At 69.4% G+C, this 17,319-nt stretch carries 13 protein-coding genes; 6 read left to right on the forward strand and 7 right to left on the reverse strand.

Annotated elements, in window-relative coordinates:
- Positions 1-264 precede the first annotated feature (264 nt).
- Entirely contained in the window at positions 265-1,059 is a 795-nt protein-coding gene (locus tag H9658_RS21460) for a ThuA domain-containing protein (RefSeq protein WP_406848152.1), read from the reverse strand.
- A gap of 652 nt (positions 1,060-1,711) precedes the next feature.
- On the opposite strand from H9658_RS21460, the gene fhuE reads away from it, so the two are divergent.
- Complete coding sequence (gene fhuE / locus H9658_RS21465) at positions 1,712-3,862, forward strand: ferric-rhodotorulic acid/ferric-coprogen receptor FhuE (RefSeq protein ID WP_191826884.1); 2,151 nt, start codon at positions 1,712-1,714, stop codon at positions 3,860-3,862.
- A gap of 94 nt (positions 3,863-3,956) precedes the next feature.
- Here fhuE and H9658_RS21470 read toward each other — a convergent pair whose 3' ends face one another.
- The 4 genes from H9658_RS21470 to H9658_RS21485 all read right to left on the reverse strand — a co-directional run bounded on the left by H9658_RS21470 (position 3,957) and on the right by H9658_RS21485 (position 7,649).
- Positions 3,957-4,559: a response regulator transcription factor gene (locus H9658_RS21470; protein WP_179569539.1), complete on the reverse strand. Its 603-nt coding sequence runs from the start codon at positions 4,557-4,559 to the stop codon at positions 3,957-3,959.
- Between the two features lie 51 nt (positions 4,560-4,610).
- The gene (locus H9658_RS21475; protein WP_191826885.1) at positions 4,611-5,798 is read right to left on the reverse strand and encodes a sensor histidine kinase; all 1,188 of its coding nucleotides are present in this window, start codon (positions 5,796-5,798) and stop codon (positions 4,611-4,613) included.
- A 115-nt stretch (positions 5,799-5,913) separates the two neighbouring features.
- Entirely contained in the window at positions 5,914-6,744 is an 831-nt protein-coding gene (locus tag H9658_RS21480; protein ID WP_225210176.1) for an ABC transporter permease, read from the reverse strand.
- Positions 6,741-7,649 carry an ABC transporter ATP-binding protein gene (locus tag H9658_RS21485; RefSeq protein WP_191826886.1) on the reverse strand — a complete coding sequence of 303 codons (909 nt, stop codon included), beginning with the start codon at positions 7,647-7,649 and terminating at the stop codon, positions 6,741-6,743. The genes H9658_RS21480 and H9658_RS21485 overlap by 4 nt, the downstream gene beginning before the upstream one ends.
- 244 nt (positions 7,650-7,893) lie before the next feature.
- On the opposite strand from H9658_RS21485, the gene H9658_RS21490 reads away from it, so the two are divergent.
- From H9658_RS21490 to H9658_RS21510, 5 genes are all read left to right on the forward strand, one after another.
- Positions 7,894-9,138: an efflux RND transporter periplasmic adaptor subunit gene (locus H9658_RS21490; RefSeq protein ID WP_191826887.1), complete on the forward strand. Its 1,245-nt coding sequence runs from the start codon at positions 7,894-7,896 to the stop codon at positions 9,136-9,138.
- A gap of 1,103 nt (positions 9,139-10,241) precedes the next feature.
- Complete coding sequence (locus tag H9658_RS21495) at positions 10,242-10,934, forward strand: ABC transporter ATP-binding protein (RefSeq protein ID WP_179569547.1); 693 nt, start codon at positions 10,242-10,244, stop codon at positions 10,932-10,934.
- A 61-nt stretch (positions 10,935-10,995) separates the two neighbouring features.
- Entirely contained in the window at positions 10,996-12,153 is a 1,158-nt protein-coding gene (locus H9658_RS21500; RefSeq protein WP_191826888.1) for an ABC transporter permease, read from the forward strand.
- 46 nt (positions 12,154-12,199) lie between these two features.
- Positions 12,200-13,513 carry an ABC transporter permease gene (locus tag H9658_RS21505; protein ID WP_191826889.1) on the forward strand — a complete coding sequence of 438 codons (1,314 nt, stop codon included), beginning with the start codon at positions 12,200-12,202 and terminating at the stop codon, positions 13,511-13,513.
- A 371-nt stretch (positions 13,514-13,884) separates the two neighbouring features.
- Positions 13,885-15,045 carry an alpha/beta hydrolase family protein gene (locus H9658_RS21510; RefSeq protein WP_191826890.1) on the forward strand — a complete coding sequence of 387 codons (1,161 nt, stop codon included), beginning with the start codon at positions 13,885-13,887 and terminating at the stop codon, positions 15,043-15,045.
- 108 nt (positions 15,046-15,153) lie between these two features.
- Here H9658_RS21510 and rarD read toward each other — a convergent pair whose 3' ends face one another.
- Both rarD and yedA read right to left on the reverse strand, forming a co-directional pair.
- Entirely contained in the window at positions 15,154-16,059 is a 906-nt protein-coding gene (rarD, locus tag H9658_RS21515) for an EamA family transporter RarD (protein WP_191826891.1), read from the reverse strand.
- Entirely contained in the window at positions 16,056-16,958 is a 903-nt protein-coding gene (gene yedA, locus H9658_RS21520; protein WP_191826892.1) for a drug/metabolite exporter YedA, read from the reverse strand. Before yedA ends, rarD begins: the two co-directional genes overlap by 4 nt.
- Between the last annotated feature and the right edge of the window lie 361 nt (positions 16,959-17,319).

A 17,319-nucleotide genomic window follows, 5' to 3' on the forward strand; every position in this document is an offset into this window, starting at 1 on the left:
AGGGGCTTCAGCCCCGACGGATTGCCTGACGACGGTTCGGTTCCTGTCGCGGCTGAAGCCGCTCCTACAAAAAAGCGGGTGGCGTGCTGGCCCGGTGCACCTGTAGGAGGGGCTTCAGCCCCGACAGATTGCCGGCGACGGTTCGGTTTCTGTCGCGGCTGAAGCCGCTCCTACAAAAGGCGGGTGGCTTGCTGGCCGGGTGCTTCTGTAGGGGACTTCGGCCGTGGCAGATTGCCCGGCAGCGATAGTGCGATGCGGGCGGATTCAGCGCGGGCGCGATGCGGGCGCGGCCGTCTCGCCGGCGATGCCGTGGCCGGTGGCGGCCCAGTAGATGCCGCCGTACAGGTGTTCGAGGTAGCGCGGATCGTTGTAGGCCTCGGCCTGGTGGCCGAGCGCGGTGACGAACACGCGCGCGCCTTCGAAGCGGTGGTACCAGGCCACCGGGTGCGGCTTGCCCATGCCCTTGGCGACCTGGCCGGGCCAGATCAGCGTGGGGTCGTAGCTGGATTCGTCCACCGTCAGCAGCGTGACCAGATCGTCGCTGTACGGCGGATCGTATTCGTACCACTCGTCCGACCACAGCCAGCGCTGCGGCAGGCCGGCGGTGGCGGGAAAGTTGCGATCGACCACATCGACCATCGCGGTCTGCAGATACGGATGGGTGCGGAACGAGCGGCCGATCAGGCGGTCGTACCAGTCCCACTGCCCGCGCGCGATCGCGAACGCCTTGTGCACCGCCACCACGCCGCCACCGCCGCGCACGTACTTCTGGAAGTTGGCGCGCTGCGCAGGATTCAGATCGGTGGCCGGCGTATTGAGCAGCACGATGGCCGCGTACTGCGACAGGTCGCCATCGAAGGCCTCGGTGTTCCAGGCCCACACCAGCTCGAAGTAGTGCTGCCGCGCCAGCGCCTCGAACTGCGGCTTGGCCACCGGGATGTAGTCGTGGTGGTACTTGTTGGGAATCGCCGCGACCAGCACCTTGAACTGCCCATCGGCGGCAAGCGCAGCGCCGGCCGGCAGCGACCAGGCCAGCAACAGCGCTACTGCCAACAGCATTGCGCGCATCCACTTCATCCACGTTCTCCTGTCCGTCGATCCGGGCGCATCCATCGGGATTCGAGATGGCGGCAATGGGCGGAATCGCACCGCCGTCCGCAGACGCTCCATCCCGGGCACTGCCTGCCTGCCGCGTCGCTGGATCCGATTGCGGACAGCATAGTCACTGGCGGCAGCGCGACCACGCGGGCACGCACAATTTCATAGGCGCCTGCGCTTCCGGCATACCGATGGCCGACGGCGCGGCGGAGCAGCGGGCTTGCGCCGCAGCGCCAGCATGACGTATCGGCCGGCGGACACCGCGCCACGCATCGCGGCCGAGCATCGTCCCGCCGGAAGCGCACAGGACGGCGCGCGATATGGCAGCGCCGACATGGCCGCGCCGACCCGACACCGTTACACTTGCCACCGTGGGCGCGCCCCGATCGCCAGGTCACCACGCCCGTTTCCCCGAAACACCCGTCATGCGCCGGCCGTCCTTCCGAGGCAGCCGGCCGCATCGACAGCGCCAGCCAGGTGCCGATGTCCCGCGCACAGGCCTCGCCTGCGCACGGCGCATGTCCCGCTCCAAGCCAGCATCCAAATCCGACCATCCTGCGGCGCTTCGTGCAGCGCCGTCGATGGCCATGCCTGCTTGCCACGGAGCCCCGCAATGACCCGTTTCCTCCCTCCCCGCCGTTTCCCGCGCCGCTCGGCCCTGGCCATGGCCTGCCTGCTCGCCAGCGTGCCGGCCTTCGCCGCCGAAACGGCCGCCGACAGCGCCGCCGATAGCGACGTCACCACCCTGGACAAGGTCAGCGTCAAGGGCGAGCGCGCCGAAGGCTACAGCGTGCGCAAGACCACCGCCGGCACCCGCTTCGAACTGGCGCCGCGCGAGATCCCGCAGTCGGTGAGCATCATCAGCCACCAGCGCATCGAGGATCAGGGCCTGGACGACATCATCGACGTGCTGGAGAACATCACCGGCGTGTCCAACACCCGTTCGGACAGCGAGCGCTTCGAGTTCTACGCGCGCGGCTTCTACATCGACAACTACCAGTTCGACGGCATCCCGACCACGATGGTGCAGAACTGGAGCTACGGCGATTCGGCGCTGGACCTGGCCCTGTACGACCGCGTGGAAGTGGTGCGCGGCGCCACCGGCCTGATGACCGGCGCGGGCAACCCTTCGGCCTCGGTCAACCTGATCCGCAAGCACGCCGACAGCGCCGAGCTGACCGGCAGCGTGCAGGTCACCGCCGGCAGCTGGGGCAGGACCCGCTCGACGGTGGACGTCACCACCCCGCTCAACGCCAGCGGCACGGTGCGCGCGCGGGTGATCGGCAGCTACCTGGATACCGATTCGTACGTGGACCGCTACCGCCAGAACAAGACCCTGGGCTATGCGGTGATCGATGCCGACCTGACCCCGGACACCCAGCTGAGCGTGGGCTACGACTACCAGAAGAAGCAGTCCGACGACGTCACCTGGGGCGGCTTCCCGCTGTGGTATTCCGACGGCAGCCGCACCAACTATGCGCGCTCGTTCAACCCAGCCGCAGACTGGACGTTCTGGGACACCACCACCAAGCGCGCCTTCGCCACGCTACAGCACGATTTCGCCAGCGGCTGGAAACTCAAGGCCAACGCCACCCACGACCAGACCAACGTCACCGACAAGCTGTTCTACCCGTATTACACGATCTACGGCTTCGACAAGAACACCGGCGCGGGCGTGGTGCCCTACTCCGGCTACTACGTCACCGAGCGCAAGGTCGATGGCCTGGACGGCTACGCGGAAGGCCCGTTCCAGCTGTTCGGGCGCGAGCACGAACTGATGGCCGGCGTCAGCTACAACCGCCGCCGCTACGTCAACGACGGCGCGTTCGATTTCCCCGCGCCGATGGCCAGCTATCTGAACTGGACCGGCAACTATCCGGAGCCGGCCTGGTCGGCGCTGACCGAGTTCAGCCGCGGCACCGTCACCCAGAAGGCCGGCTATGCGGCCGCGCGGTTCTCGCTGGCCGATCCGCTGAAGCTGATCGTCGGCGCGCGCTACACCGACTGGAAGGTGGATGGCGCCGAAAGCGGCGTGGCGTACACCAGCCGGCAGAAGGAAACCACGCCGTATGCCGGCCTGGTCTACACCATCAGTGATGTGTGGTCGACCTACGTCAGCTACACCGACATCTTCCAGCCGCAGACATCGCGCAACCGCAACGGTGCCTACCTGGATCCGGTGATCGGCAAGAGCTACGAGGCCGGGGTCAAGGCGGCGTGGTTCGACGATCGCCTCAATGCCTCGCTGTCGGTGTTCCGCATCGAACAGGACAACGTCGCCCAGGCCACCACCGAGTTCGTGCTGGGCACCACCGAGACGGCGTACGTCGCGGCGCAGGGCACGGTCAGCCGCGGCTTCGAGTTCGAGGTGAACGGCGAACTGGCGCCCGGCTGGAACGGCACCTTCGGCGCGTCGCGCTACGTCGCCAAGGATGCCGGCGGTGCGGACATCAATTCGCAGCTGCCGCAGACCACGCTCAAGCTCTACACCAGCTACACCCCGCGCAGCCTCAGCGAGCTGACGTTCGGCGGCGGGGTCAACTGGCAGAACCGCATCTACTACGTCGATGCGACCTACGGCCGCTTCGAACAGGACGCCTACGCGCTGGTCAGCGCGTTCGCGCGCTACCGCCTGTCCGACGCATTCACCGTGCAGGCCAACCTCAACAACCTGCTGAACAAGAAGTACTACGCGCAGATCTATGGCTACGGCGCCTGGGGCGAACCGCGCAGCGGCTCGCTGAGCTTCACCTGGTCGTTCTGATCCGTCGCCCCGTCCGGCGCGCTGCGCTGGACGGGCCTGGATGCACCCGAATGCCGGTGGCCCACGTCCACCGGCATTCGCGTTCTCGGCAGCGCTACAGCCAGCCCTTCTGCCGCGCCAGCCGCGCCGCTTCGATGCGGTTGCCGACGCCGAGCTTGCCGATCGCTTCGGACAGATAGTTGCGCACCGTGCCGTGCGAAAGTCCGAGTTGCGCGGCGATGTCGCCGGCCGAGGCGCCCTCGCCGGCCAGGCGCAGCACCTGGCGTTCGCGGTCGTTGAGCGGGTCGGCTTCGGACCAGGCCTCCAACGCCAGTTCCGGATCGATCGCGCGGCCGCCGCGGTGCACCTGGCGGATCGCATCGACCAGGCGCTCGGGCGGCGCGTCCTTCAACAGATAGCCGCCGACGCCGGCGTCCAGCGCGCGGCGCAGGAAGCCGGGACGGGCGAAGGTGGTGACGATGACCACGCGGATCGGCAACTGCTGGCGCTGCACCCGCTGCGCCAGTTCCAGGCCGCCGAGGCCGGGCATCTCGATGTCGGTGACCAGCAGGTCCGGCGTGTGCGCCTGCAGCGCGCGCCACGCGGCCTCGCCGTCGGCGGCGCTGGCGACCACTTCGATATCCGCTTCCAGGCCCAGCAGCGCGCCGAGCGCGCCGCGCACCATCGCCTGGTCTTCCGCCAGCACTAGTCGAATCACGTGTCCCCCGGGTCCTGTGGACGCATTGTAGAACCGCGCCCGCAGCGGCGTTCAGCGCAGTGCGGCGTCCTGGCAGCCGCGCGGCTGCGGCGCCGGCTCCGCAGCCGGCGCCGGGGTCCGCGGCAACGGCGCCGACGCCAGCAGGCGGGTACCCTGGCCGCGTTCGGAGTCGATCCGCAACGCACCGCCCACCGCCTCCAGCCGCTCGCGCATGCTGGCCAGGCCGGTACCCGGCTGCATGGCGCTGCCGCGGCCGTCGTCGCGGATCTCCAGCCAGGCCTGATCGCGTTCGCACCACAGCCGCAGCTGCGCATGGCTGGCGGCGGCATGGCGCTGGATATTGGTGGCGGCCTCGCGCAGCACCATGGCGAACACCGTCTCCAGCTGCGCGCACTGCGGCAACGCATCGACCTGGTAGCGGAAGGTGACCCCGGACGATTCCAGCAGCAGCTTGGCCGAGGCCATCTCCGCGGCCAGCTGCGCGGCGCGGATGCCGCTGACCGCGCGCCGCACCTGGCCCAGCGCCTCGCGCGCGACCTGGCTGACGTCCTCCATCTCCTGCCGCGCCGCGTCAGGGTCGCGCGCCAGCAGGCGCGCGGCCAGGTCCGCCTTCAGCGCCACCAGCGACAGCGTGTGGCCGAGCAGGTCGTGCAGGTCGCGGCCGATGCGCTCGCGCTCGGCGACCGCGGCCAGACGCCGCACTTCCTCATGGCTCAGGCGCAGCTGCGCGTCGGCGCGCGCGCGGCGTTCGAAGCTGATGTTCATCAACCCCACCGCCAGGCCCACCAGCACCGCGCTGGCCATGTACAGGGGCGACCAGCCGCGCATCCACCAGGCCGCCGCGAACAGGCCGAGCAGCAGCAGCATCCCCAGCAGCGCACGCACCGGCTGGAAGCAGAACGCCAGGAACGCGCAGGCATAGATGATGTAGCACTGCGCGCCGGGGTTGTAGGGCAACAGCGCGAACGCCAGCGCGGCCATGGCGGCCACGCACCAGCGCAGGTAGCGGCGGTGGCGGTAATAGGCGCAGTAGTACAGCGCCAGGAACACGGCGTAGCTGGCCATGGTCGGCCAGAACCAGCGGGTGAAGTAGTGCGGCTCGTACAGCGGCGTCACGAACAGCCAGATCGACCAGATCAGCGACAGCCACACGAACCAGTGCGCGCCGGGCCGGGCGGTGTTCCAGCCCAGGCGCCGTGAGATCAGCGAATCGGGCGAGGCGTGCAGCAAGGCGATCACGGAAGACTCCTGTGGCGGTCGCACGGCCGCGGTGCATAGCATAGCGAGCGCATGCGGACGCCGCGCGGCGACGCGGCGGGAACCAACGCTGCCTGGGCGCGATGCAGGCTGGCCATCAGCCGCGGCGCAGGCGGCGGTGCGCCAGCGCATAGAACGCCACGGTCACCGCCAGCAGCGCGGCGACGTGACCGACGCTGCTGCCGCCGCCATCCTGGCCGACCACGCGCAACGCGAGCTGGCCCAGGTGATAGGACGGCCACAGCGGCGCCAGCGTGGTCAGCAGCGACGGCAGCAGTTGCAACGGGATCCACAGGCCGGACAGGAACGCCATCGGCAGGTAGATCAGGTTGACCACCGCCGGCGCGCCGCTGCCGCCGACGCGGGCGCCGATGTACAGGCCGATCGCACAGAACGGCAGCGTGCCCAGCACATCGACCAGCAGCAACAAGCCGCGTTGCGGCAGCGCCAACCGTACCCCGCCGAGCGTGCTGCCCAGCAGTTGCAGCAGCAGCCCGATCGCCAGCGCGAACAGCATCGCCAGCACGGTGCGCGCCAGCAGCATCGCCCCCGGCGGCACCGGCAGCGCACGCTTGAGCGTGAGCAGGCCGCGCTCGCGGTCCAGCGCCAGGCCGACGCCGAAGCCGAACAGCGCCGGCGCCATCACCCCGAACACTCCATAGCTGGCCATCAGGTACACCGCAGCGGCAGGGTTGCCGCGGTTGAGCACCACGCCGAACAACAGGTAGAACATCGGCGGGAACAGCAAGGTCGGCAGCGCGAACGACGGCGTGCGCACCCAGCGCAACAGCTCGTAGCGGATCTCGCGCAACAGCAGCGCCGCGGACTCGCGCAACGGCAACGCAGACGCGTCGTACGGCAGGGCGGCGGTTGCGCCATGCGCTGGCGCCGCGACGGGCTCGATGCGGTGTGGATCGTGAGCGTTCATGCGGCCTCCGCACGGGTGATTGCGAGGAACGCGTCGGCCAGGCCGGCGCGCCTGACTTCCAGTTCGTCCAGCCCCGGATCGGCGGCGAGCAATTGCGCCACCACCGGCTCGGCCGGATCGGCGACGATTTCCAACAGGCCGCCGCGGCTCTCCACGCGCCGCACCTGTGGCCAGCGCGCCACCTGCGCCGCGGCCAGCGCGCTGCGGCAGCGGATCGTGCGTTGCTCGAAGCGCGCCCGCAGCTGTTCCACGCTGCCTTCGGCGATCAGCGTGCCGCGTTGCAGCACCGCGACCCGGTCGGCCAGCGCTTCGGCCTCTTCCAGGTAATGCGTGGTCAGCAGCACCGCGCAGCCGTCCGCGACCAGCTCCTGGATCGCCCGCCACAGGCCCTGCCGCGCCTCGATGTCCAGACCGGTGCTGGGTTCGTCCAGGAACAGCACCTGCGGCCGGCCGCAGATCGCCATCGCGAACTGCACGCGCCGCTGCTGGCCGCCGGACAAGCCGCCGTAGCCGCGCAGCATCAGCCCATCCAGCCCGGCCAGCGCCACGCAATCGGCGACGCTGCGCGGGCGCCGGTAGTAGCCGCGCGCCTGGTCCAGCAGTTCGCCCACGCGCAGCGTGTCCGGCAAGCCGGCGGACTGCAGCATCACCCCGGCCTGGCGGCGCGCGCCGAGCGCACGCGGGTCCTGCCCGCACAGCTGCGCGCTGCCGGCGTCGGCCACCTGCAGCCCGAGCAGCAGCGCCACCGCCGTGCTCTTGCCCGCGCCATTGGCGCCGAGCAGCGCCAGCAACTGGCCGCGCTGCAGCTGCAGGTCCACGCCATCCAGCGCGACCACGGTGCCGTAGCGTTTGTGCACGCCGCGCAGTTGCGCCAGCGGGAGAGTGTCGGGAGCGCGCATCGGCATGGACCGGTCGTGGCAGGAGCGGCCATGCTGCGCCGCGCCGTCGGCGCATCCCAGTGCGGCCCGTCAGCCGCAGCGGGTGACAGCTGTCACTGGCGACGGCCGCGCGATTGCCGCATGCTGCGCTCCACGCCATGGGGAATGGCGCCGCACCTGCCGCAGCGCAACGCAGAAAGTGACTTCCGGCAACTTGGAAGCGCGCGCCTCGCCGATCCACACTGCGCCTACCGATTCATCCAGGGACAAGATGAGTACCTCCGCCGATCTGCTCAAAGAACTCCGTATCGACCGCAAGGCACCGCCGAGCGAACCGCCGTCGCGGCGCGGGCTGTGGATCGCCTTGGTCCTGGCGCTGCTGATCGCGCTCGGCGTCGGCGGCTGGTTGCTGTTCGGCCGCGGCAAGGCCATCGACGTGACCACCGCGCCGGTGGTGGCGATCGCCGCCGGCAGCAGCAGCGCCTCGGTGCTGGACGCCAGCGGCTACGTGGTGGCGCGGCGCATGGCCACGGTATCGGCGAAGATCACCGGCAAGGTGCGCGAAGTGCTGATCGAGGAAGGCATGCGCGTGGAGCAGGGCCAGGTGATGGCGACGCTGGACCCGATCGATGCCGGCGCGCAGCGGCAGCTGTCGGCGTCGCAGCTGGACGCGGCGCGCAGCCAGGTGACCAACATGCAGGCGCAACTGCGCCAGGCCGAGGCCGATGCGCAGCGGCTGCAGACCCTGTCCACGCAGCAGCTGGTGTCGCGCTCGCAATACGAGCAGGCGCTGTCGCAGCGCGACGCCCTGCGCGCGCAACTGCAGAGCGCGCAGCGCAACGTGGTGGTGGCCGGCAACCAGCTGTCGATCTCCGACCTCAACGTGGACAACACCATCGTGCGCGCGCCGTTCGCCGGCGTGGTCACCGCCAAGGCGGCGCAACCGGGCGAGATCGTCTCGCCGCTGTCGGCCGGCGGCGGTTTCACCCGCACCGGCATCGGCACGGTGGTGGACATGGATTCGCTGGAGATCGAGGTCGAGGTGGGCGAGGCCTTCATCGGCCGGGTCAAGCCGGGCATGCCGGTGGAAGCCGTGCTCAACGCCTACCCGGAGTGGAAGATCCCGGCCGAAGTGATCGCGATCATCCCCTCGGCCGACCGCGGCAAGGCCACGGTGAAGGTGCGCGTGGCGCTGAAGCAGAAGGACCCGCGGATCGTGCCGGAAATGGGCGTGCGCGTGAGCTTCCTGGAAGCGCCGCAAGCGCAGGCGCAGGACAAGCCGCAGGGCGTGCGCGCACCGGGCGCGGCCATCGTCAAGCGCGGCGGGCAGGACGTGGCGTTCGCACTGAAGGAGGACAACACGGTCGAGCAGCGCGCGCTGAAGACCGGCATCGCGCTGGGCGACGACCGCCAGGTGCTGTCGGGCCTGGCGGCGGGCGACACGGTGGTGCTGGATCCGCCGGAGACGTTGCGCGACGGGGTCAAGGTGAAGATGGCGGAGGCGGCCGAGCAATAGCGGCGACCGCATGTGAGGTAGTGCGCGTTGCCGCGAACCATTGCATGCGGTCCATGTCGCCGCTGCCTTGGGCTATCGCCATGAGGGCGGCGCTACCGGCATCGCTTTTCGTCCAACTCGTGCAGTAGCGGGTGCCGTTACAACCGTTCTATCGCGTTACCAGGTTTTTGCTCGCATCCGATCAAGCAACCAACTGGCTTCACTCGCTCCAATCGCTGCATCGCTCTAGTTGTTGCTCCTCGTTGTTGCTCCTCGTTGTTGCTCCTCGTTGTTGTTGCTGTTGCTGTTGCTGTTGCTCTGGCCGTTGCTCTGGCTCTGGCTGTTGCTCTGCTGTTGCTGTGCCGTGGCTTTTGACTTTCCGGGTTCCCTTCCGCAGCGGCGGATGGACCGGGGAAAAACCCGAAGGGCGGCGCACAAGGATGTGCGCCGTTCGCGGCAGGGGCAGGATGCCCCTTCCGCGAATCCCCGGTGCATCCGCGGACCCGGAGCGCGCAGCGCGGAGGGCGCAAGGCAGGGCGCGCTTGACCAGCCTTCGGCTGTGGTAAAGCGCTTCTTTTGGTTACTTTTCTTTGCGCGAGCAAAGAAAAGTGACCCGCCAAGGGCGGAAGCTTTTGCTTTGCTGTTTGTTTTTGCTTGCGCGTTCGCTTTTGTAGGAGCGGCTTCAGCCGCGACGCTTTCCTGACAGAACCAGTCGCGGCTGAAGCCGCTCCTACATGGGAGTTGCCACTGCAAGAGCAAGAGCTTTCGCCTTGCGGCGAGTTACTTTTCTTTGCTTGTGCAAAGAAAAGTAACCAAAAGAAAGCACACCCTACTTCGCGCCCTCCGCGCTGCGCGCTCCGGGTCCGCGAATAGGACGGGATTCGCGGAAGGGGCATCCTGCCCCTGCCGCGAACGGCGCACATCCCTGTGCGCCGCCCCTTCGGGGTTTTTCCCGCCCTATTCGCCGCTGCGTAAGGGACCCGGTAAAGCAAAAGCTAAAGAGCAGAAACACAGCAACAGCATGCAACTGCAACTGCAACTGCAACTGCAAACGAAGCAAACATCCGCGAACCGCATCACCGCAATCGGCACATCTACTTCCGTCCACTGCCAGGAACACCACCATGTCCACCCTCGTCAAACTGCGCAACGTCACCAAGACCTACCAGCGCGGACCCGAGAAAGTACAAGTCCTGCACGGCATCGACCTGGACATCGCACGCGGCGACTTCGTCGCCCTGATGGGTCCCTCCGGCTCCGGCAAGACCACCCTGCTGAACCTGATCGGCGGCCTGGACACCCCCAGCGGCGGCGAGATCGAGATCGAAGGCGAACGCATCGACCGCATGAGCGGCGGCCAGCTCTCCACCTGGCGCAGCCAGCACGTCGGCTTCGTGTTCCAGTTCTACAACCTCATGCCCATGCTCACCGCGCAGAAGAACGTGGAACTGCCGCTGCTGCTGACCAACCTCAACGCCGCCCAGCGCAAGCGCAACGCCGAGATCGCCCTGACCCTGGTCAATCTCGCCGACCGACGCAGCCACCGCCCCAACGAACTGTCCGGCGGCCAGCAGCAGCGCGTGGCGATCGCCCGCGCCATCGTCTCCGACCCCACCTTCCTGATCTGCGACGAACCCACCGGCGACCTGGACCGCACCGCCGCCGAGGAGATCCTGCACCTGCTGCAGCAGCTCAACCGCGAACACGGCAAGACCATCATCATGGTCACCCACGACCCCAAGGCCGCCGAGTACGCCAGCCACACCGTGCACCTGGACAAGGGCGAGCTGGCCGACGCGCCGCTCGTGGCGCATTGAACCGGCCGCTGCCGCCGCGCGCATTCCGCGCCCCGGCATCCCGTCCCTTGGAGGATCGAACATGAAATATTTTTCGTTGGTCTGGGCGCAACTGTTCCGCAGCAAGACCCGCACCCTGCTGACCCTGTTGTCGGTGGTCGCCGCGTTCCTGCTGTTCGGCATGCTCGATTCGGTACGCGTGGCGTTCAATTCCGGCGGCAGCGTCGAAGGCGCCAACCGGCTGATCGTGTCCTCGCGGCTGTCGATCACCCAGTCGTTGCCGGTCAGCCTGCAGTCGCAGATCGAATCGGTGCCGGGGGTGAAGAAGGTCACCTACGCGATGTGGTTCGGCGGCATCTACCAGGATCCGAAGAACTTCTTCCCCAACTTCTCGGTGGCGCCGAACTTCTTCGACGTCTACAGCGAGTACGACGTGCCGCCGGCGCAGCTCAAGGCGTTCCGCGAGACACGCACCGCGGCGGCGGTGGGCGCCTCGCTGGCCAAGAAGAACGGCTGGAAGATCGGCGACACCATTCCGCTGCAGGCCACCATCTTCCCGCGCGGCGGCAGCAACGACTGGCCGCTGACCCTGACCACCATCTTCAAGGTCAAGGACGCCAAGAACGCGCAGGCCGAGAACCAGTTGATGATGAACTGGAAGTACTTCGACGAGTCCAACGACTACATCAAGAACAAGGTCAGCTGGTACACCGTGCAGTTGGGCAACGCCGACCAGGCCTCGCGGGTGGCGCAGGCGATCGACGCGCTGTCGCTCAACTCCGACCACGAGACCAAGAGCCAGACCGAGGCCGCGTTCTCGCAGGCCTTCGCCAAGCAGTTCGCCGACGTCGGCCTGATCGTCACCGCGATCATGGCCGCCGTGTTCTTCACCCTGCTGCTGCTCACCGGCAACACCATGGCGCAGGCGGTACGCGAGCGCATCCCGGAACTGGCGGTGCTGAAGACGCTCGGCTTCCGCGACGGCACCGTGCTGACCCTGGTGATGGTGGAGTCGGTGCTGCTGATCGTGCTCGGCGGCTTGATCGGCATGGGCCTGGCGGCGCTGATCATCCCCGGCGTGGCCGCGGCCAGCGGCGGCATGATGCCGATGCGCGGCGTACCGGCGCAGACCTGGGGGGTGGCGTTGGGACTGATGGTCGCCATCGGCATCGTGGTCGGGTTGCTGCCGGCATTGCGCGCGCAGCGCCTGAAGATCGTGGACGCGCTGGCCGGGCGCTGAGCCCGCCGCCGCATCGCTCCCTGTCGCATTTTCGGAAGACGCACTGATGAAACTCAAACTCTGGTTGGGAAACCTGCTCACGTTGCTGCTGCTGGCGGTGGGGCTGGCGCTGTGGATCGCCCTGCCCTGGTACGGCGTGCTGGCCTTGGCCGCCGGCGTGGCGCTGTGGCTGCTGCTGACCCGCGGCGGCCGCCTGGCGCTGGCCGCCACCCGCATCGGCGTGGCCAGCCTGCCGCAGCGCTGGGGCGCCTCGTCGGTGATCGTGGTCGGCATCGCCGGCGTGGTCGGCGTGCTGGTGGCGATGCTGGCGATGGGCGAAGGCTTCCAGGCCACGCTCAACAGCACCGGCGACGACAGCACCGCGATCGTGCTGCGCGGCGGTTCCGGCGCCGAGACCAATTCGGTGATCACCCGCGACCAGGTGCCGCTGATCGCCAGCCTGGCCGGCGTGGCCAAAGGCGCCGACGGCAAGCCGCTGGTCTCCCCGGAGCTGTCGCAGGTGATCAACCTGCCGAGCAAGGCCGACGGCACCGACACCAACGTGCAGTTCCGCGGCGTCGGCGACGCCGGCTGGGCGGTGCACGACAAGCTCAGGATCGTCGAGGGCCGCCGCTTCGGCGCCGGCCTGCGCGAGATCGTGGTCGGCCAGGGCGCCAAGGCGCAGTTCCGCGGCCTGGACGTGGGCAAGACCCTGAGCCTGGGCCGCGAGCAGTGGACCGTGGTCGGTGTGTTCGCCTCCGGCGATGCACACGACTCGGAACTGTGGGCCGACGCGCAGACCCTGGCCTCCACCTACAACCGCAGCGCCTACCAGTCGATCAGCGTACGTACCGCCGGCAAGGACGGCTACGCCCAGTTCAAGGCGGCGATGGCCGCCGACCCGCGGCTCAAGCTCGACGTGGAGACCACCCGCGCCTACTACGCCAAGCAGGGCGGCAACCTCAGCAAGCTGATCAGCATCCTCGGCACGGTGATCGGCGCGATCATGGCGGTCGGCGCGGTGTTCGGCGCGCTCAACACCATGTACGCGGCGGTGGCCACACGCGCCCGCGAGATCGCCACGATGCGCGCGATCGGCTTCCGCGGCACGCCGGTGGTGACCGCGGTGATGCTGGAGACGATGCTGCTGGCGCTGCTCGGCGGACTGCTCGGCGGGCTGATCGCCTGGACCGTGTTCAACGGCTACAGCGTGTCCACGCTGGGCAGCAACTTCAGCCAGGTGGTGTTCCAGTTCAAGGTCTCGCCGGCGCTGCTGTGGAGCGGGCTGAAGTGGGCGCTGGGCATCGGCCTGGTCGGCGGGCTGTTCCCGGCGCTGCGCGCGGCGCGGCTGCCGATCACCACCGCCTTGCGCGCGCTGTAGGGGCTGCGCTCCGTCCCCGGGAGGACGCCATGCTTGTCCGGCTTGGCGAAAGCGAGGTCGGCGCAGGCCGGTCGGCTTGCGCAAGCGCGGCCCTGCGGGTCCGGCCCGGGGCGCCGCAGGCCGACGCCACAGCGCCGACCTGAATGCCAGGCGGCGCCACGCGCCGCCGACCGAGCCCCACACGGGTCCGGCGCGGCCAACGCGGAGGCCGCAAAGCGCCGCAGCGCAAGGCGCGGCGCGGAATACCGGGCAAGCGGCGGCGCCTCGGCGCCGCGTCCCCGCACCGCGTCATCGTTTCGTCATCCAATTGCGGTAGAGCCGCGCCGGCGAAGGCGCTAGCCTGCGCGGCCATTCATCCACCGCCTACCGCCATGTCGTCGCGCCTGCGCCTGTTGCTCGTCCTCTGCGCCAGCCTGTGCCTGACCAGCCTGGGCCTGGCCGCCCGCTCCTCCACCTCGCTCAGCGACCGCCTGGTCGCGCCGGGCGGCGTGTCGCCGCTGATGGACGAGGAACGCATCCAGGGCCTGCTGGCGACGCTGCCCAACCGCAGCGGGCACGTGCTCACCCCGGCCGGCATCCCGATCTTCTGGCGTGCGATCGATCCGGGCGACTACCGCATGCGCTACCGCTACGAGCACGCCGGCCGCGACGCCAACGGCCACGAGCGCGCCGATTTCGCGATGGACGTGGCCGCCCCGCAGCCCGGCCCCCACGCCGCCCCGCGCGGCACCGTGGTGCTGCTGCATGGCTGGATGATGGACGGCGACTCGCTGCTGCCGTGGTCGCTGGACCTGGCCCAGGCCGGCTACCGCAGCATCAGCATCGACCTGCGCAACCACGGCCGCTCCGGCGGCGGCCCGGCCGGCTACGGCACGCGCGAGTCCGACGACGTGGTCGCGGTGATCCGCGCGCTGCGCGCCCGCGGCGAGATCCAAGGCCCGCTGTACCTGTTCGGCGTGTCCTACGGCGCCGCCACCGCGCTGTTCACCGCGCAGAAGCTGGGCGGCGACGTCGAAGGCGTGGTCGCGATGGAATCCTTCGCCAACGCCGGCCGCGGCATCCGCGACATGATCCCGCACATGCTCGCCAGCCGCCCGCAGGGCTGGATGGCCAGCGCGGCGATGGACCTGGCGCGCTGGCGCTACGGCGGGCAGAACCTGGACGCGGTCATCGCCAACGCCAACCAGCGCCTGGCGCTGAACCTGGACCAGGTCGACGTAACCGCCGCCGCGCGCACCGCGCCGGCCTGCCTGCTGCTGCTGCACGGCAGCGCCGACCAGCACATCCCGGTCGCGCACGGCCGCCTGCTGGCGCTGGACGCGCCGCGCGCGCACTACCTGGAGATGCCCGGCGAGAACCACATCAGCCTGCCGATGCGGCTGGACCTGCTGGCGCCGACCGTGGAGGACTGGTTCGCCGAACTGCCGGCGCAGCGCCACGACGGCCACTGCCCGTCGCCGCTGGCACCGCGCGTGGACGCAGAGCAGCAGCTGACTGGCGGCGCCCCGGCCGCGAGTGGCAGCCGGGGTTGAGCCGGGATTGGGGATTCGGAATTGGGGATTCGCAAGGGCCGAAGCCGCTCACAGCGGTAGCGTAGCGGCCCGCGCAGGTCGCCGTTACGAATCCCCAATCCCGGCCTCTCAGGCCCCCCGCCGCCCCCAGCCCGAGCGCCACAAACTCTCGCCGGCGAACAGCAGGAGCCCGACCCAGATCGCGGCGAAGCCGATCGCCTTGCCGCTGTCGAACGGCTCGCGGAAGAACCACACCCCCAGCAGCAACTGCAGGCTCGGCGCGATGTACTGCAGCAGGCCGACCAGCGACAGCGGAATGCGCCGCACGCCGTAGGCGAACCCGATCAGCGGCACCGCGGTGACCACGCCGCCGAACACCAGCAGCAGATCGTTGCGCCAGCCCCACCCGGCGGCGAAACCGCCGCCGTGCCCGGTTTCGCTCCACAGCACGAAACCCAGTGCCGGCAGGAACAGGTACAGGCTCTCCACGCCCAGTCCGGCCACCGCATCCACCTGCACCAGCTTGCGCAGCAGGCCGTACAGCCCGAACGAGGCCGCCAGGCTCAGCGCGATCCACGGCAGCGCACCTGCATCGACGGTGAGCCACGCCACACCGAACGCGGCGCACGCCACCGCCAGCCACTGCAGCGCGCGCAGCCGCTCCTTCAGCACCAGCACGCCGAGCAGCACGTTGACCAGCGGATTGATGAAATAGCCCAGGCTGGCCTCGATCACGTGGCCGGCGTTGATCGCCCAGATGTACAGGCCCCAGTTGAACGCGATCGCCAGGCTGCTCAGCGCCAGGATCGCCAGCGCGCGCGGCTGCGCGGCGATGCTGCGCCACCACTGCAGGCGCGTGCGGTACAGCAGCCAGCCCACCACCAGCACCGCGCTCCAGACGATGCGGTGGGCGATGATGTAGGCCGACGGCACCGCCTTGAGCAGATGCCAGTACACCGGCACCACGCCCCACAGCGCGAAGGTCAGCGCGGTGATCAACAGGCCGCGGCGCGTGTCCTGCTCGGTGATGCTCATCGCCGCGTCCGCGCCACGGTGATGACCACCACGCCGGCCAGGATCACCGCCATCGCGCCCAGGTCGCTGGCGCTGAAGCGCTCGCCGCCGAGCCAGCTGCCCAGCGCCACCGCGATCACCGGATTGACGTAGGCATAGCTGCCGGCCAGCACCGGACGCACGTTCTGCAGCAACCACACGTAGGCGGTGAACGCCACGATCGAGCCGAACACGCACAGGTAGGCGACCGCCATCAACGCGTGCGGCGTCGGCCACGCGTGCGGGCGTTCGCCGCTCAGCAGGCCGGTGGCGACCAGCAGCACGCCGCCGCACAACATCTGCCCGGCCGCGGCCATGAACGGCATCGGCAGATCGCGACCGCGCGACCACACCGAGCCGAACGCCCAGCCGATCGGCGCGATCAACAGCAGCACCAGGCCCTTGGGGCTGGCGCTGAGGCTGCTGCCGGCGTTGAGCCACAGCACGCCGGCGAACCCGACCACGATGCCCAGCCATTCGCCGCGGCTGGCGTGCTGCCCGCGCAGCGCGCCGAACAGCGCCATCCACAGCGGCACCGAGGCCACCGCGACCGCAGCCAGGCCGGAGGACACCTGGCGCTCGGCCAGCACCACCATGCCGTTGCCGCACAACAGCAGCAGCGCGCCCAGCACCGTCAGCGCCCCCCATTGCGCGCGCGTCGGCGCGGCCACGCCGCGCCAGCGCAGCACCGCGTACAGCAGCGAACCGGCGACCACGAAGCGCAGTCCCGAGACCATGCTCAACGGCGGCGTGCCACCCTCCAGCGCGAAGCGGATCGCCAGATAGGTCGAACCCCAGACCACGTAGACCAGCAGCAGCGCGAGGACGACGAAACCGCCACGCGCGGGGACGGCGGCGACGGGAGAAGGCGGGGACGACATGCGCAGAGGGACCGGGCGGTGTGGAGATGGATTCTAGGCCAGTGGCGGCGACCAGCGACAGCAGCGCGGCGCGACGCGCGTGGCACGCTGTTTTGCGCGTGGCGCACGTGCCGCGTTCGCGATGTATCGACGATGCATGCTCGATCTCGATCGTGGCAGCGCACGCGCTTTCCGTGCAGGAGCCGTCGTGGCGAAGTCGGTCCATCGATGCCGCACGCCGCGCCGGCAAGCTCGTCCGCGTCGGGACTGAAGTCCCTCCCACAGTGCCCCCATCCGGCTGGCCGCAATTCCCTTGTAGGAGCGGCTTCAGCCGCGACGAACGAAGTCGGGAGCTGCACCGGTTTCGGACACTGTCTGTCGG

This window comes from Xanthomonas bonasiae (assembly GCF_014836395.1).
GTDB lineage: Bacteria > Pseudomonadota > Gammaproteobacteria > Xanthomonadales > Xanthomonadaceae > Xanthomonas_A > Xanthomonas_A bonasiae.